Raw genomic sequence first — 25,736 nt, forward strand, 5'->3', positions numbered from 1 at the left:
CCGCTTTTCACGTCATTTATCGTGTCTGATTTGATATTTGCCATGTCAAAATTATAAATCGATATTTAAAACACGTCAATAGCCGTGTTTTAAATTATTTTGTATCCCCCTCATCTTGGGTACACTATAAACAAGGGGGGGATGGGGCTTGGCACGGCAATTTGACAACCGCGAAAAAATGGCGGATCTGTTCTTCGCCATCAGCTATTACCGCAGGCGCAGGGGCATGTCTCAGGAGCAGCTGGCGGAGGAGCTGGGCATCAGCCGCCAGCATCTCGCCGCCATCGAGGCCCCGAACATGAACCGCGGCCTCTCTCTGGAGCTGCTTTTCAACATCGCCACGGTCCTGGAGATCGAACCCTATCTTCTGTTGAAATTCAGCCCGGAAAAATGACCTTGACCATACCGGCCATGAAAGCGCAGACGAAGTCCCCTTCGCCTGCGCTTTTCCGTTTCCCCGGGTGCTCCCCAGCCCCTGCGGGCCTTATTTTTTTGCGAAGCGCTCCAGGAAGAACTTGGTGAAGGCCGCCAGTTCCTCCTCCTGGGATACATAGATGTACAGTGACTCGTCTTCCAGCCAGTCGTAGGCATTGATGGCGATATAGCCCCGGCTGTCGGGGTAGATGACAAAGGCGTCGGTGGGGTAGCGGTTGCGGTAGGCCTTCAGAATATCCGCGCGTCGGTAATACACTGGCTCGCCGCAGCCGGAGAGATCCGGGACAGTGGGGACGACCACGATGGTCTGGCTTTCCTCGTTCCACCCCACGATCAGGCTTCCCACCTTCCGCCTGCTCCCGTGGACGAACCCATAGTTGAATCGGCTCACATCCTCGGTATAGCCGGAGATCAGCCTGTACTCGCCTCCGTTTTCCACAACCCGGTCGAACATCTGCCGCATCTTTTTCGCGTTTTCTCCGCTCTTCTCCAGATCCACTTCCGGACCTTTCCACAATTTGCTGAAAAATCCCATAATAGATTCCTCCTGAATGATAGTATGTGATCTCCGCCGGACACAGTGCTTTCCTGTCCTCCGCCCGGTCGGGTGCTTGGGGACATGCTTCGGAGCTCTGCCGGCTCCGCCAAAATAAAGATATTCTTCATATTTTGTATTTATTTAGGGGAGTCGAAAGCCCGCCGGGTCCGGACTGCTGTGCCAGATATCCCGGCGGGCCGCATCCCCGCTCCGGTCAGGATTCCTGCTCCTTCAGGCGCTCCAGGCGGTCCACGATGGCGTCGATCTGGAAGGCCACCGTCGCATCAGCGGCCTCCGGCACGAACAGCGGCAGACTTTCCGGGATAGCCCGGCGCACGATCATGGCCGTCAGGCTCAGGTTTGTGAACAGCTCCACCCGGTCCCGGTCTGCCCGGACCCCAAAGCACTCCAGGATCTTCCCGAACAGGCGGGCCTGCTTCTCCCGGAACACGCGGCAGTTGTCCGCTGACAGGCGCCGGAAGATCAGCTGCTGCTCCTCAATGGTCAAAACAGCGATGCCGTTTTTCTCACCATAGCAGCATGCATGGAGGAACTGCCGGACCCCCTCCCGCCAGGTCAGTGCTGGATCTGCCATCAGCCGCTCCGCGTAGGCCAGTATCCTGGGTTGCTGGAGATAGAGGGTCTCTACGATCAGGTCCTCTTTCGTCGGAAAAAATGAATAGAAAAAGGTACGGGAAATGCCCACCGCTTTGTAGATCTGCTCCACCGTGGTATGCTGGATGCCCTGCCTGGCCATCCGCTCCAGCGCCTCAGTGACCAGTGCCGCCCTGATCCGCTCCCGGTCCTCCTCAGAATAGGCCACCTTTGGCACACCCGCACCCCCTCAAATAAAAACACTTTCTATAATTTGTTCTTATTTTAACACATTTTTTTCAAAAATCAAGTACAGGACAGATCTGTGAGCTCCCGCCGTGCTCAGATCACAGCTCGATCTTTTCCGGGAATGCCTCGTTTCTCAGCACCCCCCACATCTTGTCGATATAGGCCAGGGTATAGAAATTTTCATAGTAGTGGTAGTAAAACGCGCCCTTCAGCGTCATGCTGTATCTCTCATCCCGCCGGGTGACCAGCCCCATCCATTGTGCCAGCCTCAGCTCCATACCGTACATCTTTTTCAATGGGACGCCGAAAAACTGTTCAAAGGCACCGGCATCCACCTCTGTGCTGTAGGCGGTCCAGAACAGATAATAGACCATCCGCTGACGCAGAGAAAACCGGAGTGTCAGGGAGGTGGGGAGCTTCCCTTCGTCGATCCTTCTGCAGTATTCTTCCACAGAAAAGGTGTTGATTTTGAACTGATCTCTCAGCAGGGTGGCGGCTGAGCACCCAAACCCCAGAAAATGGTCCCTTGTCATGGAGGAATACACTGCGTCCTGATCCTTTGCAAAGGTCCACACAGAGCTACGGATGTATCCCCGGTCCAGGCACCAGCGGGTGATGCCGTCCAAAAGCGCCCGCTTCTCCCCCTTTCCCATAGCCTGCACCGTGCTGGACGTGAAGGTGAAATCAATGAAGGGATAGATCGCCACATGATTGGCACCGGCCTGGAATGCAGTCTCCAGGTCCATCTCCAGATCCTCCAGGTCCTGTCCGGGCAGGGCAAAAATAAAATCCATGGACACCGTTTCAAAGTGGACCTGGGACAGCGCCTCCCGCAGGGCTGGGAGGTCCACAGGCCTCCGTCCCAGCAGTCCCTGGAACTTTCTCTGGAAGGACTGGACCCCGATGCTGATCCTGGTCACCCCCGCATCCCGCAGAATGCGCAGGACGGAGGGCACCACATCCTCCGGGTGCAGCTCCACCCCGACGCCCTCGGTGATGATAAAATGCGCCTCGATGGCTTCCATCACCTCTTTCAGCCGGCCGGCCGCCAGCGCCGGCGTACCGCCGCCGAAGTAGAGGCTGGTGACCCTTTTCCTGCCGGGGAGCTGACCGCCCACCAGGTGGATCTCCTGGATCAGCCGGTCCAGATAGCGGTCGCAGACCGCCCTGTCATACTGGACCTTGCAATACGGGCAGAAGCCGCACAGCTCCCTGCAAAACGGGATATGCACATACAGTCCCAGCCCCTCACACTGGGAAAAGGGCAGCTGCTGGTCGTATTCATTTTGAAAGAGAAAGGGCTTGGCCGAGCGGGTCAGCCACATCCTCGTCAGGTCTGTGATGATACTCATGATGCTCCTCAAATATACTTCAGGTAGGTCCGCAGCATCTCCAGAACGATCCTGGGATGTCCCCGGAACAAGAGGGTGTATTCCGCCACAAAGAAGTAGCCGCACTCCCTGCACAGGCCGGGCACTTCAATGCAGCGCCCGCATGTGGACAGCTTTCCGTTTTCCACCACCACGCACTGGTGGCACGGCGTGGGGAAGCGGTTCTCGATCAGGGCTGGGAAAGCGCCGGGCAGATTGAATACAGGCGCGCCCGCTTTCATCATCTCCCTGATAACGCCGCAGCACTCCGCCTTTTCTTCCCGGGTGAGGGCAAGCTCCCTGGTATCGGGATAGGGCGTGTGGAAATTAAAGGAGACCGCCCGCACATTTTTGGTCTCCTGCGCCGCCAGACAGACATCCCGGACTGCGCCTTTGTTGATCTGGTTGATCGCCATATAGAAGCAGATATTGTCGGAAGTGGCGTGCTCCACATGTTCCATGATGGTGTCGTATGTGTCGCCCCGGATGGCATTGTGGCGTGCCCGGTCACCGTCGAGGCTGAGCAGGATCAGATCCGCCTCCGGCAGATCAATGGGGAAGGTGCCGTTGGTCACGACGTTGACCAGGAGAAAGCCCATTTTCTTGGCCTCCACCACCAGGTCCCGCACCGTGCGCGCCCCGTCATGCCACAGGAAGGTCTCTCCCCCGCAGAAGAACAGGATGCGCACCCCCATATGGTAGAGGAGCTCCATCTCCCGGCGGATCTGTTCATAGGGATGGTCCACCGATGTCAGATCGTGGACAGAGCAGTGCCTGCACTTCAGATTGCACCGGTCTGTGACGATCACTGTGCCCAGGATGGGCTTTTTTTCCCGCAGAAGAATGGTCCTGACCCCAAAGGCGGCAAAATGCAGAAATGAAGAAAGCTTCATCCTGTCTCCCCCTCTCCAAAGCGCCCGCCGGACGGCCTGCCCGCAGCCTGTTTGAAACTACTATATCATAGTCCAGCATACACTTCCACCTGTTATGGTGGAAATTCCCCTTTTTCTTCCGCACATGCAGCGGGCATCAGGCATTTCCACGGGAGCCCGTTTCCATTTCCCCGCTTCTCCCGCAACGATCTCCTATTCCCTCATCCGCCTGCGGGAACGATGCCCAGCTTAGGAGAAATTTTCTGTCCTGATGCTCTTGGGGCTTGAAATTACCAGGATCATCCCATACAATAGGGATGTCCCCAGCTGTTTTTCCAACCTGCAAGGGCGGGGAGCACCTGCTTCCAGGCCGCTTATGATCGATGGAGTGTTGGTGTCTGTGTTTTATCTGTTTTTCTGCCCGGCCCATAGAGGGGCCCGTCCCGCCCAAGCGGGGCGCCCCCGCCGCTGTGCCCTGTGACTCCCGGGCGTCCTGATTTTTTTATGGCGGTCTACGCCGTGGTGGCCCGCATCCCGGCAGGACAGGTGGCCACCTATGGTCTGGTAGCCTTTCTGGCCGGCCGGCCCAGGGCCAGCCGCATCGTGGGCTGCGCCCTGGCCCGGGCACCGGAGGGCCTGCCCTGTCATCGAGTCCTGTACCGGGATGGGGGCCTCAGCCCCGCGGACGTGTTCGGCGGAACGGGCATCCAGCGCCTGCTGCTGGAAGGAGAGGGCGTCCCCTTCCTGCCCGATGGCAGGGTGGACCTGTCCCGTTGCCTGTGGGACGGCGGAGAAGAAAGGAGCACCCTATGAATGTTACCTTTGAGATGGTGAGGAGTTCTCCGGAGATCCGCACCTACATCACCCAGGCGGACGCCTCGCTCACGGCGCTGGGCTTTACGGAGCACTCCTTCGCCCACGTGACCAAGTGCGCCGAGGTGGCCGCCCGCATCCTGACCCAGCTGGGCTACACCCCGAAAGAGGTGGAGCTGGCCAGGATCGCCGCCTACATGCACGACATCGGCAACGTGGTCAACCGCCACGACCACGCCCTCAGCGGGGCCACCATGGCCTTCCGCATCCTGGACAAGATGGGGATGGAGCCCCCCGACGTGGCCGCCGTCATCACTGCCATCGGCCACCACGACGACTCCACCGCCTACCCGGTGAACGCCATCGCCGCCGCCCTGATCCTGGCCGACAAGACCGATGTGCGCCGCAGCCGGGTGCGGAACAAGGACATGTCCACCTTTGACATCCACGACCGGGTGAACTACTCCGTGGAGCGCTCCGAGGTGCTGCTGGACCTGCCGGGACGGACCGTGACTCTCTCCCTCTCCATCAACACGGAGGTGTGCGCCGTCATGGACTATTTTGAGATCTTTCTCCAGCGGATGCTCCTCAGCCGGAAAGCTGCCGAGACCCTGGACCTCAAATTCCGGCTGGAGATCAACGGACAGATCCTGCTTTAGTGCCCCGCTCCCCTCCGCGGCACCGCTTTTCCCTATTTTCAGGCCGTCTGCCTTTTGGCAGGCGGCCTGCTTTGTTCTGCCAGAGCCCTGCCCCGGCCGCTCTGTAACCACACTGTAACTTGACCTTTATTTACTTCAAATGTAGTATATTATTACAAACTACAAAAGTAGTAGATTGGAGCGATAGCTGTGAAACGACTCCCCGACACTGAGCTGGAGGTCATGAAGGCCCTTTGGGACTCCGGCCCCGACACCCCCCGCGCCGCCCTGGAGCGCGCTCTGGCCCCCCACGGCTGGGCCGCCAACACCATCAACACCTATCTCACCCGGCTGGCGGACAAAGGGTTTCTATCCGCCCGCCGCCTGGGCAGGAGCAACCGGTACACCCCCCTGGTCAGCCGAGAGGACTACCTCTCCTTTGACAGCCGCTCCGTCCTCTCCCGCCTGTACGGCAGTTCCCCCCGAAACTTCGTGGCTGCCCTGGCCCGGGACGGGCTGGCCCCCGGCGAGGTGGACGAGCTCAGGGCCCTGCTGGATGAGCTGGAAAGGGGCGCCAAATGAACCGATTTCTCCTTGATCTGGCCGCCCTCTCCCTGGGCGGCGGGGCAGTGGTCCTGCTCCTGCTGCTGGCTGCCCGTCTCACCCGGGGCCGCTACGCCGCCCGGTGGCGCTGTACTGCCTGGCTGCTCCTCTCCCTGCGGCTGGCTGTCCCCTTCCCCCTGCTCCCCCATATGGGGCCGGCCGAGGCACCAGTCCAGCTGACCGTCCCCTCCAACCCGGTGGTCTTCACCTATTCGCCGCCTGTCTCCCAGCCCCCGGCGGCCTCCAGCCGCCCAGCCCAGTCCCAGGCCGCGCCCTCCCGGTCTGAGCCGGTCCAGAATGCCGTCCAGCCGGAGGCCCCGGCGGAATCAGGAGGATTTTCCCTCTCCCTCGCCCAGCTCCTCCTGATCCTGTGGCTGCTGGGCGCGGCGGGGGTCCTCCTGTGGAATGTGGGCTGTCACCTCAGGTTCTGCCGCTGGCTCCGCCGCTGGGGCCGGGAGGCTGAGGAGACTCCCCTGCTGGCGCGGTACCGGGCGCTGGGGGACCAGATGGGCCTGCGCCGTCTGCCCAGGCTGGTCCTCTGCCCCTCTCTGCCCGCCCCCATGCTGGCCGGTCTGCTCCGCCCTGTGATCCTTCTACCGGAGCCCCTCCCCCAGAGCGCCCCTCTGGAGTGCGCCCTGCGCCACGAGCTGACCCACTTCCGCCGCCGGGACATCCCCCTGAAGGCCCTGGTGCTCTGGGTAAAGGCCCTGCACTGGTTCAATCCGCTGATGTGGCTCATGGCCCGGGCGGTGGAGCAGGACACAGAGCTGGCCTGTGACGACAGCACCCTGCACGCGCTGCCCGGGGACCAGCGTTCTGCCTACGGCCGTTCCATCCTTCAGGCCGTCAGCGCTGTCCAAAACAGAAAGGAGGAGGACCAGTCTTGACCCGCCCATGTCCTTACACGCCCCTCTCTACCCCCCTCTCCGGCTCCGCCCGGCAGGCGGAGGCGCGTATCCGCAACCTGTTCCAGGGCCCCAAACGGCGGCCGCCGGTCTGGCTGATGGCCCTGACCCTGCTCCTCATTTTCTCCTGCGGCGGACTGGTCACCTGCCGGACCGCAGCCTCCCCGCCCCCGGAGGAGGGCGCCCCCGTATTCTCCCTTACCACCCCGGGCAAGGAGTCGGTCCCCTTCTCCGATCTTCTGGGCTTCTCCGGCACCGCCATCCACACGGTGCGGGAGGACCTTTCAGACTGGTACGAATACCAGATCCGTCTGCCCGACGGGACCTCTTTCTCCTTGGCGGACACCTCCGGCCTGATGTACCACCTGGATCTGGACGGGGACGGCCACCCGGATCTGCTGGCCCATGACCCCGACGGCGGCTGGCTGTTGGTCTGGCGGAGGTGGCCGGACGGCTCCGTCCGCTCCCAGGATCTGCGCCAGGCGGCGGCTGAGCTGCTGGGCCTGGAGGGCACCCCCTGGGAGCTGGTCGCCTTGACCTTCCACCCTCAGGACGAGATGGTCTCCATCCGCTCCGCCGCCGACCCGTCCCAGATCCTCCTCACCCTCCCCCTGTCTCAGCTGCTGGAGGCCGCCTGCGGCGGGAATATCCTGCTGGCCTCCTCCGGCCAGCAGGGAGAAGATCTTATCCCTCTCAGTGATACTCTTCCATTTGGGACCTATGCGGTGTTCCGGGAGGGACTGGACCTGGACGGGACAGGGGGAACAGACGATTCTGTCACGGTCTTCTCCTATGATGACGACAGCGCCTCCGGTCCCCTCACTGTGGTGGAGGCCGCCCTGGGCACCGGAGAGGTGCTGACTTGGGAACTCCCCTCCACCGGCCATCCCAGGCTGCTGCCCGCCTCCTTTACCCCCTCGGGGCTGCAGTCCGTCGTCCTGGTCCTTGAGGACCGCTACTCCAATTACGGCGCAGCCAGCTGTTTCGTGCTGGCCGTGGAGGAGGGGGCGCTGACAGAGCAGGTCCGGCTGGGCACCTGGGAGGACAACGCAGACGACCTCGCCCCGGACTGCCCGGTGATCTGGTCCGCCTACCTCCATACCAGGCCGGACGGCCTTCAGGTCCTGCGGGTACCCATCCTGTACGACAAATGGCACCAGCCGGAGTGGGCCACCCTGTCCTGGACACAGGCGGGGTGGGACTTGACCCGAGACGGCTATCTGACGGACACTGAGACCGTCACCGTTGGACCGGGCCGCACGCTGACCCTGGCGCTCCGCTGCCCCATCCCCGCGCCGGACGACTCATCTCAGCTCCGCTATGACCAGATCCAGGTCCTGGACGGCGGCACTCTTCTCCAGACCATCACCCCAGACTCCTTCACCCCCGACAGCCGGGCCGCCTTTCAGGGGTTCGTGGCCTTCTCCCCCCTGCTGGACTATGTGGATGTACGGGACATCGATTTTGACGGCAGTGAGGACTTTGGAGTTCTCTGTGACACCACCCACAACGAGGCCCACTGCTGGTTCGTCTGGGACGAAGCCTCTGGCTCCTTCCGCTATCTGACCACCCTGGGGGGCCGGCTGGAGGTCCTGCCCGAGACCGGGCAGCTGGTGGAGGGCTGGTGGACCGATGGGCCTGAACCCGTCTACCACGCCCTCGCCTACAACAGCCGGGGCGAACTGGTCCTGGTCCCCTCCCAGTCGGATGGTCTTTTCTGAGGCCCCGCCTTCGACATTAAAAAATTAGAAAAGAGGTATCTGCCATGCGCGCTCTGCCTGAACCGCTCCCCTCTTCCCGTTCCGGCTCTGCCCGGCGGACGGCTTCCCTGGTCCTGTCCCTCCTTCTCGCCTGCGGAGCGCTTGCGTCCTGTCGAGGGGAGACGCCCTCTGCTCCAGTCAAGGGAGAGGCCCCACGCCTGGTCTTCTCCCTCCATCGGCTGAATCTGGATGGCGTGGGGAGCATCGACGACAGGGCCGCCGTTTTCATCCGGGGGGACGCCTCCACCACCGTGGAGGTGCGGCTGGGCACCGGGGAAGAGCTCTCCTGGACCTATGACCACCCGGATCTTGCCTTCTCCCGGCAGGTCCTCACGTCTGCCTATCTGAGCACCAAAGATCACCAGGCCCTCCTGCTCCAGGCGGCCCTCTCCCACTCTGACCATGATGCGGCCCAGTACATCATTCTGGAGGTGGAAAACGGCCGTCTGACGGAACAGGGACGGCTGGCGGAGGACGACCCTGCCTCCCTGGCCCCGGGGCAGTTCACCACCCAGTCTCAGGTGACCCGTCTCCCTGACGGCTCTATGCAGGTCCTGCGGGTGCTTCTGAAGGACCCCGACGGGCAGGCAGACCGCTGGCATCTGCTCGCCTGGGAGGACGGCGCTTTCACCCTCACCCCCCAGCCTGTCCCAGATCTGGCCTATCTGCTCATGAGGGAACATCATAACTTCCCCTATGACGCCCCGTACATGTCCTCCCAGCTACTCCTGTCCCGGGAGGGGGATGGCTGCGTCCTGGGACTGGCCCTGGTGGAAGGGGGCACTCACTCCGCCGGAATGGGCAATCTGATGGTTGGGCTCTGGGATCTGGAGCCACAGCAGTGGCGGGGCCAGGTCCACCTTTTGGGGGGCGACAACGGGCTCTGGTCCTCCTGGACGGCTGAGGACGGCTCCCTCCACATCCTGTGTGCCAATACCTCCGCACATAGCGGGTGGGAGGGCCCCAGCAATGCCGCCCACTACCGCTTTGACGGCAGCACCCTGGAGGAGCTGGCCAGCTGGGACTACTATGACGAGGATTACAAGGCCGTCCCGAGGGAGGGAGGACTGGATCTCTACTCCTTCAATCCTCAGTATGAGTTCCAGTTTCATAACCCGGATTACAGCGGGGTACCCCTCCCCAGCCAGTGGATCTATTCCCACTTTCAGCCCCTCGCTTAGAAAAAGGAGATACCGCCATGGACCGAACCTCCCCTCGCACCCCTTTCTCCACCCCGCTCTCCGGCTCCGCCCGGCAGGCGGAGGCGCGCATCCGCAACCTGTTCCAGGGCCCCAAGCGGCGACCGCCAGTCTGGCTGATGGTCCTGGCCCTGCTCCTCATCCTGTCCTGCGGCGGGCTGGTGACCTGCCAGGACCAAAAGGTTCCGCCGGAAAAGGCGGAGATCAGCGCCCTCTCTGCCTCCGCCACCTCCCAGCCTCTCTCCAGTGAGGACCTCCTCCTGGTAGACGCCCTGTACGGGGCCGCCGCTCCCCAGATGGGTACGGCAGAGGACGGAGAATCCATCCCCCAGCTTCTCTGTGCCCACAGCCAGGACGGGACCACCCTGGCCGCCGCTCTCTTCCAGAAAGACTCCGCCTCCTGGCTGGTCATCGGGGCAGTGGAACAGGCGACCAGCACCCTACGGGGCCCGGCCTATGTGGTCTCCGGACCGGAGGGGGCCGCCTATATCTTCCCGTTCCGGGAGTACGGCAGCGGTCAGCTCCGCCTGCTCTACACCTTCAACACCCTGGATCAGGGCAGCCGCTCCGGCTCCGCCGGGGTAGTGTGCCTGGAGGACAGCCGGCTCACCTGGGCGTGGCCGGCGGAGGGGGACATCCTGGAGGAGGGCTCCCGGGCCGCTCAGGAATATGAGGAATTCTGGCAGACCTATCTGCCCCTGCTGTCCCCCTCCGGTGTGGAGCTGTTCTCCCGGGAAACGGCCTCCAGCCCCTACGGGGGCTCTCCCGCCCATTGGACCTATCACCACTCTGACTCCTTCTGGTCTTCCCCGGAGCTGGACCTGCCCGACGGGGTGTATGAGCAGGCCCGGGTCTGGCTGGAGGGGCTCGCTCAGGAGGGCTGCAATCCCTGGCAGACGGAGGGCCTCCCCGCCGCCTGGCAGATCCGTGCCCTCACCCCCGCCGATGGCCGCTACCTGCTGTCCTCCCCTGCCGCCTCCGAGGAAGCTGACTATCTGTTGACAGCCCAGGCAGACTCGGACCCGGAGTTGTGCCTCACTGCCCGCCTGCGCCTCCGACACGGGACCGGGGAAGTACCTCAGGCCGTAGAGTGGACAATAGGCACGCCACAAGAGCTGGGGCTGGACGGGGAACCTCCCCGCTGCCCCCTCCCCCTCTCGGATGGCCGCACTCTCACCCTGGAGTTTGACGAGTCTCCCATCGACGGCATGGAGAGCACGGTGCTCATCCGTCAGGTGAAGGTGTGGGACGGCCCTGTTCTGCTCCAGTCCATCACCGCCGGCTCCGTCTTGGAGGACGGGCTCCACCTCTATGAAGGCCTGTACCGCCTCCCGGATGCGGACAAGGTCCCTGGCGCTCCCGACCTGCGGGACCTGAACGGGGACGGCTCCGTGGACCTGGGCCTGCTGGTCAACTGCGGTCTTCCCCACAACGTGAACTATGCCCACTTCCTCTGGAACGAGGCGATGGGGCAGCTGGTGTTCTCCGGCCTGTTTTTTGCCCCCCTGGAGCTGGAGGACACAGGCGGCGTGGTGGAGACGGAGCATGTCTCCAACTATCCGGACATCCGCCGTCGGTACACTTTCTCCAGGTACGGCGTCCCCCTGCTCACCGGCGTGGTATCCCGGGGGGCTCTTCCTCCGGAGGAGAGCACGCTCCCCATCCCAGAGGAGGGCGTCCATTTCACCTTTTCCAGCGGGGCTGGGGCTTGGAGCACCGACCTGACCCTGTTCCCTGACGGCACCTTCTCCGGGAAGTTCCACGACCGCGATATGGATATCACCTATCTGTGCCAGTTCCAGGGGGCCTTCTCCATGCTGACCCCCCTAGACAGCCGCACCTGGTCCCTCACCCTCACGGACCTGGAGGTGACCACCGGCCGCCCGGAGGGGACGGAGTGGACGGAGGGCGGCATCCGCTATGTGGCCGCCGCCCCCTATGGGCTGGATGGTGGAAACGAGTTTTGTCTCTACCTCCCCGGCACTCCTGCGGAGAATATTTCCCCGCGCTGCCGCTCTTGGCGCGGCGGCTATTACGGGCTGTTTGAGGCGGGCGCTGTTCTCTCTGGGTACGGCCTGTGTGATCTGCGGTGGGGATACGGCTTTTTCTCCTTCTCCTGACCACCCCGCGCCGTTCTCCCCGCTCCATTTCTTCTGAAAGGACGTGCTTTTATGGCCAGATCCCAGTGTCCCTCCACCCCCTTCTCCACCCCGCTCTCCGGCTCCGCCCGGCAGGCGGAGGCGCGCATCCGCAACCTGTTCCAGGGCCCCAAGCGGCGACCGCCAGTCTGGCTGATGGTCCTGGTCCTGCTCCTCATCCTGTCCTGCGGCGGGCTGGTGGCCTGCCAGAGCCAGGAGGCTCCGCCGCTGGAAGGGGACTGCGTCCAGACAGGGGAGCATGATGCCCCTAGTGCCCGGCTGATACAGGCCGTTCTGGACCAGGGGCTCTCCGCCCTGGATCTCACCTCTCCTCCAGTCAGCCAGGTCCTGGCCACGCTCCCGGGAAACGGGTGCACCTTGGCCGCTGTCTCTCTCTCCGACGGGTCCTCCCACTATATACTGGCCATCGGCGTGGTGCAGGAGTCCAACGGGGCTGTCGGCCCTGTCTTTCTGGTGCAGGGCCAGGGATGCCAGCCCCATGCCGTTCCCTTCCAGCAGGACGGGACCTCCTATCTCCTGTACACCGCCAACAGCCTTTCCCAGTGGCTCTCTCAGGGAGAATCCGGTCTTCTCGCTTTCGACGGCACTCAGTTCACCTGGGTCTGGCCGGTGGAGGGAGACGTCCGGGAGGAGGGCTCCGCCGCCCGGGCGGCCTATGACTCCTACTGGGAGAACGCTCTGGCGCTCCTTGCTCCAGGCGGCGTGGACGTGTTTGCCCGGACGGACTACGCCGTCATTGACGGAGACGGCCCCCAGTGGCTCCCCGATCACAATGAGCAGTTCTATACGGCCCCTGAGGACCAGCTGAACATCGGCATCTATTACCAGACCCGGGTGTGGCTGGAGGATTTCACCCGCAGCGGGCGTAACCCCTGGAACGCCCACAATGCCTCCGCCTCCTGGCAGATCCTCTCCCTCGCCCCGACGGACGGGTCCTATCCAGGGCGGAACGACATGGCGGAGGCCTCCTACGACCTGCTGGCCCGGGCGGACGCAGACAGTGACCTCTACTTGGCCGCCCGCATCCGGTACAGCCCCGAAAAGGGATGCATCTCTGTCGTCCAGGGCTGGTCCATGGGCTCTTATTCGGAGGTAGAGGCCGCCATGCAGGCTCTGCCGGAGGAGGACACCGTACCCTCCGGCCTGAACAGCGGAGAATTTTATGCCCTGGTCCGTCAGTATCTGTCTGCCCGTCTGGGGGCGGACCAGATCTTCTTTTCCGGCTGGGACCAGCTTCCTCCTCCCCAGGAGGGGGATCTGCTCCTGACTCGGGTGGACTATCTCGGCTCCGCCGCCCTGGCGGACAACACTGTGGGCTCGGTCTATACCATGGAGGCCATGCAGTTCCGTGCCGGCAGCTGGGTCCCTCAGGAGGCGCCCTTCACCCTCGTCCTCAGCCGAAGCGCCGGGGACGGAGTCTTTCTGTCCGTGGCGGGGGAGGCCATCTCCGATCCTGCCGCCATGTCTCTGGACGAGGTCGCCCGCAAGCCCTTCCGGGATCTGTACGATCCGGAGATAGCCCTGTTCCGGGACGGATGGCCCACCCCCGCTGGGCCCGGGCTCCAGGATACAGCTCTGTTTTTCTCCCAGGCCGGCGTCCGGGAGGAGCTGCCTGGTGAGGGGCTGGTCCAGAACGAGGGGGACATGTGGGTCCGATACAGCTGGGACGGCTTTTCCGCCGACTATTACCACCTGGCCTCCGACGGTTCCGAGACCCTCCGGGGAGTGGAGACCACCCGGACCGATGTGTACACCCTCCGAGGCATCCGGGTGGGAGACAGCCGCCAGCAGGTCCTGGCCTCCTATCCAGCTCTGAAGTCCGAGAGCACCAGGAACCCCTCCCTGAATGAGATAGACTGCATGTGGTACTGTGAGGACATGGACAACGATCAGGGGCTGGCTCTTCTGTTCTTTTTTGAAGGGGAGCATGTCAGCCGCATCGTCTTGACCCGGCTGCTCTGAGCCCCCTCCGCATACCGAAAGGAGATGAGACCATGAAACAGCCCCAACCTTCCACCCCCTTCTCCACTCCCCTCTCCGGCTCCGCCCGGCAGGCGGAGGCTCGCATCCGTAACCTGTTTCAGTGTGAGAAAAAGCGTCCGCCTCTTCCCCTCCTCTTTCTTGCCGCCCTGTTCATCCTCTCCTGCGGCTGGCTGGTCTCCTGCCGGAGCCAGCCCGCCGACCCCCTGGTGGTGATGGAGGTCCAGCACTACGACACCAACAGCAACTACCTGGAGATCCCCACTCTGGTCCTGCCGGACGGCCAGAAAGCCGACGAGGGGCTGACCTCCATCAACCGGGCCCTGTCCGGCCTGCGGGACAGCTACCTCCCGCTCCTGGAGGGCCCCCTTCCATCCGGTACGGATGGGTATGACAACTGTTGCCTGCTCTACCCCGCGGAGACCGACCGGTATCTGAACCTGCTCTTCTTTCAGACCTACTTTGTCAGCGATCTGAACACGGGCCATGTCCTCTCCCTGGTGTACGACAAGGAGGAGCGGCGGCAGGTGTCCCTGGAGGACGCCCTGGCACTGGCCGGGGTGACGGAGGAGGGGCTGTATCTGGCCCTGGCGGAGCAGTACGACCCGGAGCTGGCCCAGGAGGTCCCCGGGGCCGACCTCTGCATCCAGGACCCGGACCTGGAGGGCTTCCGCATGGGCGGGGACGGCCAGCCCCTCTTCTACCTCACCGCCCGCTCCGACGACCGGGAGGACAGCGCGGCGGACGCCGTCAGCGGGGCGGAGCACCTCTATATCTGGTCCGCTGGGACCTTCACCCGCTATGAACAGTACGACCTCCGCCTGTCCCCGCTGGTTCCGGCGGAGGAGTGCCTGGACCTGGACCCGCCCCTGTGGCGGCAATGGCACTTCGCGGACGAGAAGCCGGAGGGCGGCTTCACCTCCCCCGCCCTCCCCGTCTCCCCCGGCACGCCCCGCCCCCCGGCGCTCACGGAGGAGGCGGAGCAGATGGTGCTGGACTACTTCGCCTCAGGCCGCTTCCGGCCGGTCTCAGGTCGGGCCTGGTTCCTGGGGGAGGGGCTCTCCCCCCAGGCCGGCGACCTGGTGATCCAGGACATCCAGCCCGCCGCCCTCTACCCCACCTATGAGACCCTGTGTGGGATCTACCGCATCTGCTATCTGCTGTACGGCAGCGGGGACCGTCTGACCGATCCGCACGATTTGGAGGACTACCTCTTTTTTGATCTGGACCAGTCGGAGAACTTTCTTGGGGTGCGCACCGTCATGTCGGTGCCGGGCGGCCATCTCCTCACCGCCGCCCTGACGGATTCCTGGGAGGGCGTGCTGTCTGACGTGTACGCCGCTCTCTGGCGGGACGGCTTCCCCATGCCCGCCGGCCTCTGGTCCAGCGAGATCTCCTTTTACGGGGAGGAGGACCACCCCGTCCACACCGTCCTGAAGAGCTGGCGGGGCAGCGACTCCAGCGACAGCCTCCAGCTCGAGCAGCTGAGCTGGGAGGGCTTTACCTCCGTCACCTACTGCCAGCCGGAGTATGACCGCCGCTCAGTCTGGTATCTGGAGACCACTGACCCGGCCTTTTACACCGCCCGGGGCATCCGAGTGGGTTCCACCCGTGCGGAGGTGGAGAACGCCTACCCCACGCTCCAGGATCCCCCCTTCAACGGCCAGGAGTTTCCGGGCGTCTGGTACAGCTCCCAGGAGGGGCGCCTCAAGCCGGCCATCCTCTTTTTCTTTGAAGACGGCCTGGTCAGCCGCATCGCGGTGGATTTCAGGACCCACTGAGCACTGGCATGTCTGTTTTTCATAGATCCAGGAAAAATCTTCACGCTCCCGGCCCCGGTATCTCTGGACAGCCCTCCCCTTCTCTGATAAACTAGGCTTACAGAAAGAACGCCGGCCATCGGCCGGCCCGGGAGGGGTTCCTATGCAGCTAGACATCGGAATGGTATTTTCCAGCTTGATCGGCCTGTTTCTTCTCATGGGCGTGGGATGGGTCTCCGTAAAGACAAAGATTGTCCCCCCCTCCGCCTCCGCCCCCATGTCCAGCCTTTTGCTGAAGGTCACCCTGCCCTGCACCATCTTCTCCTCCCTGGCCACCCGGGAGTTTGACTCCGCCTTCCTGGTGGACGGGGTCATCATCATCGTCATCGGACTGGTCCTCTTCCCCCTGTACGCTGCCCTGTCCTGGGGCATCTCCAAGGTGCTGAAGGTACCGGCGGGCCGGCGGGGCATCTGGTCCTTCGGTGCCACCTTCTGCAACAACGGCTTTATGGGCTTCCCCGTGGCCCTGGCCCTGTTTGGCGAGGAGGGCCTGGCCCTGGCCGTCATGTTCGGCGTACCCTTCAACCTGCTGGTCTATACCCTGGGTGTGCGGATGGTGTGCGCTGACTGCGGCACCGACGCCCAGCCTGTCAATTTGGTCCGCACCCTGCTGAGCAACATCAACATCGCCCTTATCCTCAGCCTCATCTTCTATGTGGGGCAGATCCCCCTGCCGGAGGCCCTGATGACCCCCGTCACCCATCTGTCCAACGTGACCACGCCCCTGTCCATGTTCGTCACTGGCATGACCCTGGCCTCCGGCAAGGGGACTGAGCTGTTCCGGGACAAAGATGCCTACACCGCCACCGGTATGCGGCTCATCGTTGTCCCCCTGCTCACCTGGGCGGTGATGTCCCTGCTCCCCCTGTCTAACCCGCTGATCGCCTCCATCGTCCTCATCACCATGGCCATGCCCGCCCCCTCGGTCACTACCATTCTGGCGGAGACCTACAACGGCAACCGGGGCCTTGCCGCCAAGATCGTGTTCCTCACCAGTCTGTTCTGCATGATAACCCTGCCCCTAGTGGCCATGTTCCTCCTGTGACCCTGCTGTTCCCGTGCTGCCGTCCCCCTGGGACGGCAGCACTTTTTTCTCCATGGAGAGCCTCCGTCAAGGCGGAGGCCCTTCGGGTGCCTCTCATATCAAAGCAAAAAAGCCTCCTGCCGCAAGGCGCTCTCGCGCCGGATCTTCCGACTCTGCCCGCAAAGTCCTTCCGCAAATTTTTGCATAGGCAACCAGATTTTGCGGATACTACTCTCTGTCTACAAAATGCAACCGCAGGAGGAATTTGATATATGAAAGCCACTGGAATCGTACGGCGCATCGATGACTTGGGCCGGGTGGTCATCCCCAAGGAGATCCGCCGCACGATGCGTATTCGGGAAGGTGACCCGCTGGAAATCTACACGGACCGGGACGGCGGGGTCATCTTCAAAAAGTATTCCCTCATGGGGGGCGTGTCCGAGTTCGCCGGCCAGCTGTGTGAGACCATCGGCCGCACCGCCGGCAAGATCGCAGTCATCACCGATCGGGACAACTGCGTGGCCGTCACCGGCGCCCCCAGGCGTGAGATCCAAGACAAGCAGATCTCCCCTGAGCTGGAGCGGCTGATGGAGGGCCGTCAGATCTATCAGCACAAGCCGGGAGCCGAGACCATTCCCCTCTGCGCCGACGGGACCGCGTTCCATGTGGGCACTGCCGCCCCCATCCTGTCCGAGGGCGATGTGCTGGGCTGCGTCATCTTTGCGGAGGACGGGGAGAGCCAGTCTCCCGACGAGATCGACTACAAGCTGGCCCAGGCGGCGGCCGCCTTCCTGGGAAAACACATGGAGAGCTGATCAGCTCCTGGATACAGCGAGGACGCAGGGCTCCCCCCTGCGTCCTCGCTATTCTCCCTACGCTCAGTCGTTTCCCCGGTCTTGGAGCATGGCCTCCACCTCGTGCCGGGGGCTGCGGCGGTCCCCTTCCCCACAGCGGTAGTAGGTGCCCCGATAGGGGTCGGAGCCCAGATACACCGGCCGCTGGCGGAAATCTGCCCTGGGCACAAAGATGGCCACCACCGTGTTCCGCCCGCTCCGCATCAGCCGCACGTCTTCCGTCCGGAGCACGTTGGCACTGACCAGCTTGGGGTCCTGCACGATGGACCAGAACTCCTCCACCAGCTCCTCCGGGTCCAGGAGTGGCACCGAATACAGGGAGCCGTCCTTCGCCTCCGCCACCCCCAGCAGGATCACCCCGCCCAGTGTGTTGGCAAAAGCGGAGTAGGTCTCCCAGAGGCTGTGGGGCAGGCCGCCCTGGGCCCGCTTGGCCTCGATACGGTTGTCCTCCCGGTACTCTGACAAAAATTCCAGATCATCCAGCCCTTCCATCACTTCGCTCCTTTCTCTAGCGTGTCGGCACTCACGCCCTACAGAAGAAGTCCGCCCCCTCCGTGGAGGGAGGGGGCGTCTTGTTACGTCAAATGGGTCTGGAAAAAGCGGCTGGCGTTGCCGAACATGATCCCGTCGGCCAGTTCCTGGCCGATACCCCGAGACAGCAGATACTCATAGATCCCCGCCGCCTTGGCCGGGCTGTTCAGGTAGTCCGGCAGGTCGGCCCCGTCAAAGTCGGAGCCCAGGGCCAGGTTTTTGGCCGCCCCCAGCTCCAGGAAGTGGGACACATGGCGGTACAGGTCATCCAAGCTCTCCACCCTGCCCTCGTCCCGCAGGAATTTCACAAAGTAGTTCAGGCCGATCAGGCAGTCCCGGTCCACCATCTCCCGAATCATCTCGTCTGTGAGGTTGCGTCTGTGGCCGCACACCGCCCTGGCGTTGGAATGGGTGGCCAGAAAGGGCTTTTGGGCCACCTCCAGCAGATCATAGAAGCCCGGGTCGTTGAGGTGAGACACGTCCACCAGGATGCCGCATCGCTCCAGCTCTGGGATCACCGCTTTTCCGAAGGCGGACAGCCCGTGGTCCGTGGTGTGGCCCGAGCCGATCTCATTCTCGCCGTTCCACACCAGCGTCACCGCCCGCACCCCCTGGTCTGCGAGCACCTGGACGCGGCTCAGGTCTCCGGCCAGCGCCGATCCGTTCTCGATGGTGAGAAAGGCCGCTGTCTGATTTCCGGCCCATGCCCGCTCCATGTCCGTATAGGTGCGGCAGGGGGCTGCCCGCTGAGAAAACTTCTTCATCTGGCGAAAAAAGTTCTCCCGGTTCTGCTCAAAATAGTCGATGGCCGCCTGTCCCCGATACTCATCGGGAATAAAGACCGCATAAAACTGAGCCCAGTGCACATCCTCCGGCATGGCGGACAGGGACAGCACCCGCTCCGGGTCGTCCAGCGTGTCCGGATTCCCCGCAGGGGTGGGCCGGCAGTCTGTCAGCGTGTCACAGTGCAGATCAATCAGCGCTTTGGGATTCATAAAGCCACTCCATTCTGTCCGGAGGGAAACTCCCCTCCCGTTTTGGATCACGGAAGAAGGGCCGGGCGGACTTCTGTCCGTCCGGCCCTTTCCGCTCTATTCAAGCTGGGTCAGGCCTCGTCTTCAATCAGGCCGTAATCTCCGTCATTGCGGCAGTAGACCACCGCGAAAGCACCGTCCGCATCCTCGTCCCGGAAAGCGAAGAAGCTGTGGCCCAGCAGATTCATCTGAAGGATGGCCTCGTCCCGGGTCATGGGCTTGATGGGAAAGCGCTTGCTGCGGACCAGGTTGTACTCCCCCTCCTCCGGCCCGTCGGGCACAAAAGTGGAGATCTCCTCATCCACGCTGCGCTCAAAAGCCCCCTGGCGCAGCCGCTTCTCCAGCCGGGTCTTATTTTTGCGGATCTGGCGCTCCAGCGTGGCCACAGCGGCGTCAATGGATGCATGCATGTCGGAGGTGCTCTCCGACGCGCGGAAGATGGTGCCGCCAGACCGGATGGTGACCTCCACTCTGTTCCGGTCCCTCTCGATGCTGAATGTGACAGCTGCGGTGGCGTCCTCTTTAAAGAAACGGTCCAGCTTCCCCACCTTTTTCTCCGCGTACCGATGAATCACGGCGGGCAGGTTCACCTTTTTGTCCGTAAACACAAACTTCATAACATTCCGCTCCTTTCGCCCCGGAGGGCCAACTTCATCGGAGATCTGGCCTCCGATGAGTCAATTATACCACAGGCGTCAAAAAATTCTAGACTTTTTTGTGAATTTTTCTCAAGAGTTTCCCTCTTCTAACAGAACATCATTCCGTCACCCGCCGGCCGTCCACCACCACGGCGGAGACCCGGCTGAGCCAGTTGAGGGGGTGGCCGCTCATCACCACCACGTCACCGTCCTTCCCCGGCGTCAGGGAGCCCACCCGGTGAGCCACTCCGCCGATCTCCGCCGCCCAGATGGTGATGGCCGCCAGGGCCGCATCCGCCGGCAGGCCGCCCTTCACTGCCATGGCGGCACACAGGGGCAGGTACTGGACCGGGGTCTCCGGGTGGTCGGTGCAGATAGCGATCTTCACCCCCGCCATCGCCAGCAGCACCGGGGTCTCCAGGCTCATGTTAGCCAGCTCCGGTTTGGAACGGTCCCCCAGGCAGGGGCCGGTGATGACCCGGGCCCCCTCCCGGGCCAGCTCGTTGGCGATGAGGTGGCCTTCCGTACCGTGGACGATGACATACTCCAGCCCGAACTCCTTGCAGATGCGGATGCCGGTGGCGATATCGTCCGTCCGGTGGGCGTGGATATGGACAGGCAGTTCTCGGCGGACCACAGGGAGCAGGGCCTCCAGCTTTGCGTCAAACTCCGGCTTCTCCTCGTCTGGGTCGGCAGCCGCCCGCTCCAGCTTGTCCCGGTACTCCACTGCCTTGGCCAGATTCTCCCGGATGACGGCAGCGGTGGCCATCCGGGTGATGGGTCCCTCATGCCGCTCGTGGTAGGTGAGCTTGGGGTTCTCTCCCAGCGCCAGCTTCATGGCCGCCGGGGCCTTGATGACCATGTCGTCCAGCCAGCGGCCGGCGGTCTTCATGGCTACGAACTGGCCGCTGATGGGGTTGGCGCTGCCCGGACCGGTCAGGACCGTGGTCACTCCCGCCAGCCGCGCGTCCCGGAAGCAGCGGTCCATAGGGTTCACTCCGTCGATGGCCCGCAGGTGGGGGGTGCAGGGGTCGGTGGCCTCGTTGCCGTCGTCCCCCTCAAAGCCCATGGCGTCCCCGAACATCCCCAGGTGGCAGTGGGCGTCCACGAAGCCAGGCAGGATGTGCCCCCCCCGGGCATCCAGCGTCTCCCCCTTCCAGTCGGCGGGGCACTCCTCCATCGGTCCCACCTTCCAGATCTTTCCCTCCCGTATGGCTACAAACCCGTTGTCGATGGCCGGTCCGTCCATGGTGTGCACCGTTCCGTGAATGATCAGCATATATTGCTCCTTTCCGGCAATTCTTTAGTTGACATATTTGTAATTATATGGTATATTTGTCAGGCAGCTCAACCAAACTGGTTTTCTCTGCGAATCTGTTCCTGCATTTGCTGAGCGCCCTTGGATGGAGATCCATCCGGGGGCGTTTTTGTATGCCGGGATAAAAAAGGACCGCGCAGGCAGCTGCGCGGTCCCGGTGCCTCTCACCGGCGGGAGCGGCGGGAGTTTCCCTTTTTTTCTATGTAGCGCAGCTCAGACAGCTTACTGTCAGAGGACTGCATAAACTGCTTCAGCCGGTCCTCAAAGTCAGTGGGCTCCTTGGGCGCGGCAGGCCGGGGCGCGAAGCCGCCAGGCCGCCCTCCCCCGGAACGGGGCCGTCCGCCCTGTCCGCCGCCGGCCGGGCGGGGAGGGGGCTCTGTCACCTTCTTGATGGACAAATTGATCCGGTTGTTCTGATCGATGCCGATGACTTTTACTTTGACTTCCTGCCCCTCCTTGAGGTGATCCGACACCTCGTTCACATAGGAATAAGCGATCTCAGAGATGTGGACCAAGCCGGATCTCCCTTCCGGCAGGGCCACAAAGGCACCGAATTTTGTGATTCCCGTAACCTTCCCATCCACAATGGACCCAACACCAAACTCCATAAGCGACTGATATATCCTCCTTGTAAATTTCCCCCTGAGGCCGTTTCCTGGGTGGTCAGTTGGCCACGTCGATGTAGAGGGTCTCCCCCGACTTCACATAGCCCTTGTCCCGGGCGACCGACTCCAGCATGTCAGGATCGTCGCTGTTTTCGATGGCGTTGGCCAGCTGCTGGTTTTCCAGCTGCTGGGCGGCCACCTGCTGATTCAGCTCCTCCCGCTCCACTTGGATGGTCTGGATCTGCCCATGGAGATCCAGCAGGGCCGTGGCCATGTAGATCAGCAGGACCATCACCACGACCTTGGTCAAAAGACCGGCTCGCTTGAACCGCATGCGCACTCCCTCCCGTCTCCCGCCGCTCCCGTCTCCGGGCGGCGGCATCCAGTTCCTCAGTTATCTGATTTATTCTAAACCATTCCTGCGCAAAATGAAAGCTATTTTTTGCAAATTTTTTAGTTTTTTTCTGCAATTTTCCCGCCGCCGCCAGGGGGAGGGTAAGGATGCGCCACACCAGGGCCGCCGCATCTGCCAAAAAATAGCCGATTTTCAGCATCCAGGTACTGATGAGCCAGAAATAGAGCACCCCGCCCCCAAAGAGAAAGAAGATCCCGTACAGCCGGATCTCCCCCCGCCATGCCTGCTGAGACCAGACGAACAGCGCCACTGTCACAATGATCCAGAAGGACAGATCCAGCACCGCCCCCAGCAGGGGCAGGGCCACCCGGACCCGGAGGACACGGAACAGGTCATACAGCAGCCCCACCGCCAGCCCCAGCGCCGCCGCCTGGGCCAGGGCGGCGGCCTGCTGCGCCACCGAAATGGTCATGTCAGCGCAGCAGACGGGCGAAGAATCCGCCCCGCTCCCGGCTGTCGTCCTCATAGGATAGGGAATCCACCACGCCCTCCACCCGCAGGTCTCCCCCGTCCAGAGAGAGCTTCTCGATGTGCAGATCCTCCCCCCGGACCACCAGGGTCCCCTTCACTGTGGTCATGATGATGGTGTTTTCATCGAAGCTCTCCACCTCCTCCACGCCGGAGACGGACAGCTGTTCCCGCCCCTCCAGAATGACATGGTGTGCCCCCTCCATCCTGGGCATGTTCTCTTCATACGCCATTGCGTTCACCCTTTCCCGTTTTTCCCATTTATATGGGACAGGACCTGGGGTTATGCCTGTCTGCCAGCCTCAGTTGACACCACCCAGCCCCCACGGGTATAATAAAGACCACAAGTTCTGATCGCCGATTTAAAGGAGGGCCCTGCCTTGAGCCGAGAAACCGTTCTGTCCCTGCTGCTGGCGCACCCGGGGGAATATCTGTCCGGGGCGGCCATGAGCCGCACACTGGGCGTCAGCCGCGCCGCCGTGTGGAAGGCCATCGAGGCTCTCCGCCAGGAGGGATATGAGATCACCTCCGCCCCCAACCGGGGCTACCGCCTGGAGTCCGCCCCCGACCGGGTGCGGGAGGGGGAGCTGTCCGGCCACCTGGCCGGCTGTCTGGTGGGGAGCCGCCTGCTCTGTCTGGACACCATCGACTCCACCAACACGGAGGCCAAGCGCCAGGCTATGGCGGGCGCGCCGGAGGGCCTGGTGGTGCTGGCGGAGGAGCAGACCGGCGGCCGGGGCCGGCTGGGCCGCTCCTTCCAGTCTCCCCGGGGCTGCGGGCTGTATCTGACCGCCCTTCTCCGCCCCCAGCTCCCCCCCATAGAGGTGGTGGACTTCACTGCCTGGGTGGCAGTGGCTGTATGCGACGGCATCCAGGCCGCCTGCGGCGTCCGCCCCAGGATCAAGTGGACCAACGACATCGTGCTGGAAGGGAAAAAGCTGTGCGGTATTCTCACCGAGATGGGGCTGGAGAACGAGATCAACGCCCTCCAGTATCTGGTCACCGGCATTGGCGTGAATGTCAACCAGCGCCCCGAGGACTTCAGCCCCGACGTGCGGCCCATCGCAGCCTCCCTCTTCAATGTCCTGGGCCGCCCGGTGCGCCGCTCTGAGCTGGCGGTCCAGATCATCCGGGCTCTGGACCGGATGTACTCCGCCTTTCCCCAGGGCAAGGCGGACTATCTGGCCCGGTACCGGGCCGACTGCCTCACGCCGGGCAATCGGGTACAGCTCATCACCCCCGCCTCCCGCACCGAGGCCACCGCTCTGTCCATCGACGACGAGTTCCGTCTGGTGGTGGAGTACGACGACGGCCGCCGGGAGGCCCTCTCCGCGGGAGAGGTGTCTGTCCGCGGTATGTACGGATATGTGTAACAAAATCAGTCAAGCGGTCCGCCCCATAGGGCGGACCGCTCGCTTTCTCTCAATATCCGTAGGGCCGGCCGGTCTCCGGGTTGATGCCCGGGTCCAGCGGGGCCTCCTGGCCGTTGGGCAGTTTGGGGCGCTCTCCGCCCTCCAGGGCTCCGAAATAGAGGTTCATGTCCACCTCTCCCTGGATACCCGGCACACTCCCCTTGGAGCTGTACTGCCACATCTGGAAGTCATAGTAGAAACTGGGCTGCGCCTGGTACTGGGCGAACCAGAAGCTGTGATCCAGCAGCTTGCTCAGGTCGTACTTCACATACCCCTGATAGGAGTTGAAGTAGATCATAGACTCATAGCCCGCCTCCTGGATGGCGCCGCAGAAAGCCAGTGCCACCTCATTCATGGTGTCGCTGTCGATGGCGTTGGTGCGGGCGCTGCTGTCGCTGACCATCTCCCAGTCAAAGACCACCGGCATGGTCAAGTCATAGTCTCGGACCCGCTCCAGGACGAACCGCGCCTCCTCCAGCGCCTCCTCCACGGTAATGGCCTGGGAGAAGAAGTAGGCCCCCACCGCCAGCCCGGCATCCAGCGCGCCCTGGACGTTCCGGTCAAAATATGTATCCTCATAGAGCTTGCCCTCGGTGTAGCCCCGGCCGCCCACCCGGACGATAGCGAACTCCACACCGGCATCGGCCGCCTGCTCCCAGTCGATCTCCCCCTGGAACTGGGACACATCCACCCCAAGGTGCCCCTGAACCGTCCCATCATCATAGGTGAGGTAGTCTCCCTCCATGCGGAACAGCTGGGGGATGTAGGAGAAGGCGGGGACTGTCTCCAGCACATCCAGGTAGAAGGTCTGGCTGTACCCCTCATAGGCGATCTGCCCCGCGTGGACATCGGTGTTCTTCATCCGCCAGATGATGGCGACCAGCTCGGAGCGGGTGATGCTGTCCTCCGGATGGTAAGACAGCGTGCCATCCTCCTCCAGCTCCCCGGAGAGCTGTATCTTTTCATAGAGCACGGTGACATAGCCATCGTCCACGTCTCCGAAGGGCGTCTCGTTCCGGGAGGGCCTCAAGTTCAGGGCTTTGGCCGCCATCTGGGCCACCGTCAGCCGGCTTACCGCATTGTCCAGATCGGTCACCTGCTCCCGGGTGACAAAGCCCTTCTCCAGGGCAAAGTCCGCATTGCCGCTGCTCCAGTGCTCCCCGGTGGCCTCCCGGCGGTCAAAGCCTGCCGCCGCCAGCACCATCACCAGGGCCTCCCCCACCGTAACGGCGTTGTCCGGCCGGAAGGTGCCGTCCTCATAGCCGCTCACCGCCCCGTCCTGTTTCAGGTCCGCCGCGAAGGGGGCGTACCACGCCTCCGCCGGCACATCCGAATAGGGGGCCTCCGTGACTGCGGGCGGGGTCCCGGCCGCTGTCTCGACCGCCAGGGCCGCGGGCACCGCTGTCAGCACCATGGACAGAGCCGCCAGCAGAGCCGGTCCCCTCATGTTTCTTCTCTTCTGCTGCAATGGGATCATCCTTTCCTGCCCGGCGCCGCGGGCC

Annotated in this window: 25 protein-coding genes and 1 pseudogene; 13 read left to right on the forward strand and 13 right to left on the reverse strand. The window is 63.1% G+C overall.

Features of this window, described 5'->3' with window-relative positions; all coding sequences use genetic code 11:
* Window positions 1–148 precede the first annotated feature (148 nt).
* Entirely contained in the window at window positions 149–394 is a 246-nt protein-coding gene (locus L9O85_RS11680) for a helix-turn-helix transcriptional regulator (protein ID WP_242850288.1), read from the forward strand.
* Window positions 395–484: 90 nt separating this feature from the next.
* On the opposite strand, the gene L9O85_RS11685 is transcribed toward L9O85_RS11680, so the two are convergent.
* The 4 genes from L9O85_RS11685 to L9O85_RS11700 form a co-directional block, all read right to left on the reverse strand.
* Entirely contained in the window at window positions 485–970 is a 486-nt protein-coding gene (locus tag L9O85_RS11685; protein ID WP_108980680.1) for a hypothetical protein, read from the reverse strand.
* A gap of 217 nt (window positions 971–1,187) precedes the next feature.
* Entirely contained in the window at window positions 1,188–1,805 is a 618-nt protein-coding gene (locus L9O85_RS11690; protein WP_301578688.1) for a TetR/AcrR family transcriptional regulator, read from the reverse strand.
* A 109-nt stretch (window positions 1,806–1,914) separates the two neighbouring features.
* On the reverse strand, window positions 1,915–3,168 hold the full coding sequence (locus L9O85_RS11695) for a coproporphyrinogen-III oxidase family protein (RefSeq protein WP_301578689.1): 1,254 nt from the start codon (window positions 3,166–3,168) through the stop codon (window positions 1,915–1,917).
* Between the two features lie 8 nt (window positions 3,169–3,176).
* Window positions 3,177–4,079 carry a radical SAM protein gene (locus L9O85_RS11700; RefSeq protein WP_050623636.1) on the reverse strand — a complete coding sequence of 301 codons (903 nt, stop codon included), beginning with the start codon at window positions 4,077–4,079 and terminating at the stop codon, window positions 3,177–3,179.
* 483 nt (window positions 4,080–4,562) lie between these two features.
* Between L9O85_RS11700 and L9O85_RS11705 the strand changes: the two genes are divergently transcribed.
* From L9O85_RS11705 to L9O85_RS11755, 11 genes are all read left to right on the forward strand, one after another.
* On the forward strand, window positions 4,563–4,871 hold the full coding sequence (locus L9O85_RS11705; RefSeq protein ID WP_108980678.1) for an MGMT family protein: 309 nt from the start codon (window positions 4,563–4,565) through the stop codon (window positions 4,869–4,871).
* The gene (locus L9O85_RS11710) at window positions 4,868–5,530 is read left to right on the forward strand and encodes an HD domain-containing protein (RefSeq protein ID WP_050623634.1); all 663 of its coding nucleotides are present in this window, start codon (window positions 4,868–4,870) and stop codon (window positions 5,528–5,530) included. Before L9O85_RS11705 ends, L9O85_RS11710 begins: the two co-directional genes overlap by 4 nt.
* Before the next feature lie 189 nt (window positions 5,531–5,719).
* Entirely contained in the window at window positions 5,720–6,091 is a 372-nt protein-coding gene (locus L9O85_RS11715) for a BlaI/MecI/CopY family transcriptional regulator (protein ID WP_050623633.1), read from the forward strand.
* Window positions 6,088–6,999: a M56 family metallopeptidase gene (locus L9O85_RS11720; protein WP_108980676.1), complete on the forward strand. Its 912-nt coding sequence runs from the start codon at window positions 6,088–6,090 to the stop codon at window positions 6,997–6,999. Before L9O85_RS11715 ends, L9O85_RS11720 begins: the two co-directional genes overlap by 4 nt.
* Window positions 6,996–8,738, forward strand: coding sequence for a hypothetical protein (locus tag L9O85_RS11725; RefSeq protein WP_301578693.1), 1,743 nt, complete (start codon window positions 6,996–6,998; stop codon window positions 8,736–8,738). Before L9O85_RS11720 ends, L9O85_RS11725 begins: the two co-directional genes overlap by 4 nt.
* 44 nt (window positions 8,739–8,782) lie before the next feature.
* Window positions 8,783–9,958 (forward strand): hypothetical protein, encoded by a 1,176-nt coding sequence (locus L9O85_RS11730; RefSeq protein ID WP_301578695.1) that lies wholly within the window; start codon window positions 8,783–8,785, stop codon window positions 9,956–9,958.
* A 17-nt stretch (window positions 9,959–9,975) separates the two neighbouring features.
* Entirely contained in the window at window positions 9,976–12,096 is a 2,121-nt protein-coding gene (locus tag L9O85_RS11735) for a hypothetical protein (protein ID WP_301578697.1), read from the forward strand.
* Window positions 12,097–12,147: 51 nt separating this feature from the next.
* Window positions 12,148–14,097, forward strand: a complete 1,950-nt coding sequence (locus L9O85_RS11740) for a hypothetical protein (protein WP_301578699.1) — start codon at window positions 12,148–12,150, stop codon at window positions 14,095–14,097.
* Window positions 14,098–14,129: 32 nt separating this feature from the next.
* Entirely contained in the window at window positions 14,130–15,896 is a 1,767-nt protein-coding gene (locus tag L9O85_RS11745) for a hypothetical protein (RefSeq protein ID WP_301578701.1), read from the forward strand.
* Between the two features lie 142 nt (window positions 15,897–16,038).
* Window positions 16,039–16,980, forward strand: a complete 942-nt coding sequence (locus tag L9O85_RS11750) for an AEC family transporter (RefSeq protein ID WP_050623624.1) — start codon at window positions 16,039–16,041, stop codon at window positions 16,978–16,980.
* Between the two features lie 251 nt (window positions 16,981–17,231).
* Complete coding sequence (locus tag L9O85_RS11755; protein WP_050623623.1) at window positions 17,232–17,774, forward strand: stage V sporulation T C-terminal domain-containing protein; 543 nt, start codon at window positions 17,232–17,234, stop codon at window positions 17,772–17,774.
* Between the two features lie 63 nt (window positions 17,775–17,837).
* Here the strand turns inward: L9O85_RS11755 and L9O85_RS11760 are convergent, their stop codons facing one another.
* From L9O85_RS11760 to yabP, 8 genes and pseudogenes are all read right to left on the reverse strand, one after another.
* On the reverse strand, window positions 17,838–18,305 hold the full coding sequence (locus tag L9O85_RS11760; protein WP_187120334.1) for an AlbA family DNA-binding domain-containing protein: 468 nt from the start codon (window positions 18,303–18,305) through the stop codon (window positions 17,838–17,840).
* 83 nt (window positions 18,306–18,388) lie between these two features.
* The gene (locus L9O85_RS11765; protein WP_301578704.1) at window positions 18,389–19,339 is read right to left on the reverse strand and encodes a dipeptidase; all 951 of its coding nucleotides are present in this window, start codon (window positions 19,337–19,339) and stop codon (window positions 18,389–18,391) included.
* Window positions 19,340–19,449: 110 nt separating this feature from the next.
* The gene (hpf, locus tag L9O85_RS11770) at window positions 19,450–19,995 is read right to left on the reverse strand and encodes a ribosome hibernation-promoting factor, HPF/YfiA family (protein ID WP_050623621.1); all 546 of its coding nucleotides are present in this window, start codon (window positions 19,993–19,995) and stop codon (window positions 19,450–19,452) included.
* A 139-nt stretch (window positions 19,996–20,134) separates the two neighbouring features.
* Window positions 20,135–21,295 carry an amidohydrolase gene (locus L9O85_RS11775; protein WP_301578706.1) on the reverse strand — a complete coding sequence of 387 codons (1,161 nt, stop codon included), beginning with the start codon at window positions 21,293–21,295 and terminating at the stop codon, window positions 20,135–20,137.
* A 203-nt stretch (window positions 21,296–21,498) separates the two neighbouring features.
* On the reverse strand, window positions 21,499–21,942 hold the full coding sequence (locus tag L9O85_RS11780; protein WP_050623619.1) for a S1 RNA-binding domain-containing protein: 444 nt from the start codon (window positions 21,940–21,942) through the stop codon (window positions 21,499–21,501).
* 55 nt (window positions 21,943–21,997) lie between these two features.
* A complete protein-coding gene (locus L9O85_RS11785; protein ID WP_050623618.1) occupies window positions 21,998–22,273 on the reverse strand; it encodes an FtsB family cell division protein in 276 nt (91 codons plus the stop codon).
* A 283-nt stretch (window positions 22,274–22,556) separates the two neighbouring features.
* Window positions 22,557–22,820: pseudogene (gene yabQ, locus L9O85_RS15220) on the reverse strand (spore cortex biosynthesis protein YabQ); the annotation flags it as partial.
* Complete coding sequence (yabP, locus tag L9O85_RS11790; RefSeq protein ID WP_050623617.1) at window positions 22,768–23,055, reverse strand: sporulation protein YabP; 288 nt, start codon at window positions 23,053–23,055, stop codon at window positions 22,768–22,770. The pseudogene yabQ and the gene yabP, both read right to left, overlap by 53 nt.
* A 147-nt stretch (window positions 23,056–23,202) precedes the next feature.
* Here yabP and L9O85_RS11795 point away from each other — a divergent pair, with 147 nt between their 5' ends.
* Window positions 23,203–24,195, forward strand: a complete 993-nt coding sequence (locus L9O85_RS11795; RefSeq protein ID WP_108980667.1) for a biotin--[acetyl-CoA-carboxylase] ligase — start codon at window positions 23,203–23,205, stop codon at window positions 24,193–24,195.
* Window positions 24,196–24,244: 49 nt separating this feature from the next.
* On the opposite strand, the gene L9O85_RS11800 is transcribed toward L9O85_RS11795, so the two are convergent.
* Window positions 24,245–25,681: a GH25 family lysozyme gene (locus L9O85_RS11800; RefSeq protein ID WP_276853796.1), complete on the reverse strand. Its 1,437-nt coding sequence runs from the start codon at window positions 25,679–25,681 to the stop codon at window positions 24,245–24,247.
* Between the last annotated feature and the right edge of the window lie 55 nt (window positions 25,682–25,736).

This window comes from Lawsonibacter asaccharolyticus, from assembly GCF_022453915.1.
In the GTDB taxonomy this organism is placed as follows: Bacteria; Bacillota; Clostridia; order Oscillospirales; family Oscillospiraceae; genus Lawsonibacter; species Lawsonibacter asaccharolyticus.

Bases quoted from the DNA above. Each gene is read 5' to 3' on its own strand.
- L9O85_RS11710 (WP_050623634.1), top strand. From the start codon at position 4,868: ATGAATGTTACCTTTGAGATGGTGAGGAGTTCTCCGGAGATCCGCACC.
- L9O85_RS11700 (WP_050623636.1), bottom strand. From the start codon at position 4,079: ATGAAGCTTTCTTCATTTCTGCATTTTGCCGCCTTTGGGGTCAGGACC.
- L9O85_RS11760 (WP_187120334.1), bottom strand. From the start codon at position 18,305: ATGGAAGGGCTGGATGATCTGGAATTTTTGTCAGAGTACCGGGAGGAC.
- L9O85_RS11705 (WP_108980678.1), top strand. From the start codon at position 4,563: ATGGCGGTCTACGCCGTGGTGGCCCGCATCCCGGCAGGACAGGTGGCC.
- yabP (WP_050623617.1), bottom strand. From the start codon at position 23,055: ATGGCGTATGAAGAGAACATGCCCAGGATGGAGGGGGCACACCATGTC.
- L9O85_RS11730 (WP_301578695.1), top strand. From the start codon at position 8,783: ATGCGCGCTCTGCCTGAACCGCTCCCCTCTTCCCGTTCCGGCTCTGCC.
- L9O85_RS11800 (WP_276853796.1), bottom strand. From the start codon at position 25,681: ATGAGGGGACCGGCTCTGCTGGCGGCTCTGTCCATGGTGCTGACAGCG.
- L9O85_RS11775 (WP_301578706.1), bottom strand. From the start codon at position 21,295: ATGCTGATCATTCACGGAACGGTGCACACCATGGACGGACCGGCCATC.
- L9O85_RS11755 (WP_050623623.1), top strand. From the start codon at position 17,232: ATGAAAGCCACTGGAATCGTACGGCGCATCGATGACTTGGGCCGGGTG.
- L9O85_RS11685 (WP_108980680.1), bottom strand. From the start codon at position 970: ATGGGATTTTTCAGCAAATTGTGGAAAGGTCCGGAAGTGGATCTGGAG.
- L9O85_RS11745 (WP_301578701.1), top strand. From the start codon at position 14,130: ATGAAACAGCCCCAACCTTCCACCCCCTTCTCCACTCCCCTCTCCGGC.
- L9O85_RS11750 (WP_050623624.1), top strand. From the start codon at position 16,039: ATGCAGCTAGACATCGGAATGGTATTTTCCAGCTTGATCGGCCTGTTT.
- L9O85_RS11735 (WP_301578697.1), top strand. From the start codon at position 9,976: ATGGACCGAACCTCCCCTCGCACCCCTTTCTCCACCCCGCTCTCCGGC.
- L9O85_RS11740 (WP_301578699.1), top strand. From the start codon at position 12,148: ATGGCCAGATCCCAGTGTCCCTCCACCCCCTTCTCCACCCCGCTCTCC.
- L9O85_RS11780 (WP_050623619.1), bottom strand. From the start codon at position 21,942: ATGGAGTTTGGTGTTGGGTCCATTGTGGATGGGAAGGTTACGGGAATC.
- L9O85_RS11785 (WP_050623618.1), bottom strand. From the start codon at position 22,273: ATGCGGTTCAAGCGAGCCGGTCTTTTGACCAAGGTCGTGGTGATGGTC.
- L9O85_RS11720 (WP_108980676.1), top strand. From the start codon at position 6,088: ATGAACCGATTTCTCCTTGATCTGGCCGCCCTCTCCCTGGGCGGCGGG.
- L9O85_RS11765 (WP_301578704.1), bottom strand. From the start codon at position 19,339: ATGAATCCCAAAGCGCTGATTGATCTGCACTGTGACACGCTGACAGAC.
- hpf (WP_050623621.1), bottom strand. From the start codon at position 19,995: ATGAAGTTTGTGTTTACGGACAAAAAGGTGAACCTGCCCGCCGTGATT.
- L9O85_RS11695 (WP_301578689.1), bottom strand. From the start codon at position 3,168: ATGAGTATCATCACAGACCTGACGAGGATGTGGCTGACCCGCTCGGCC.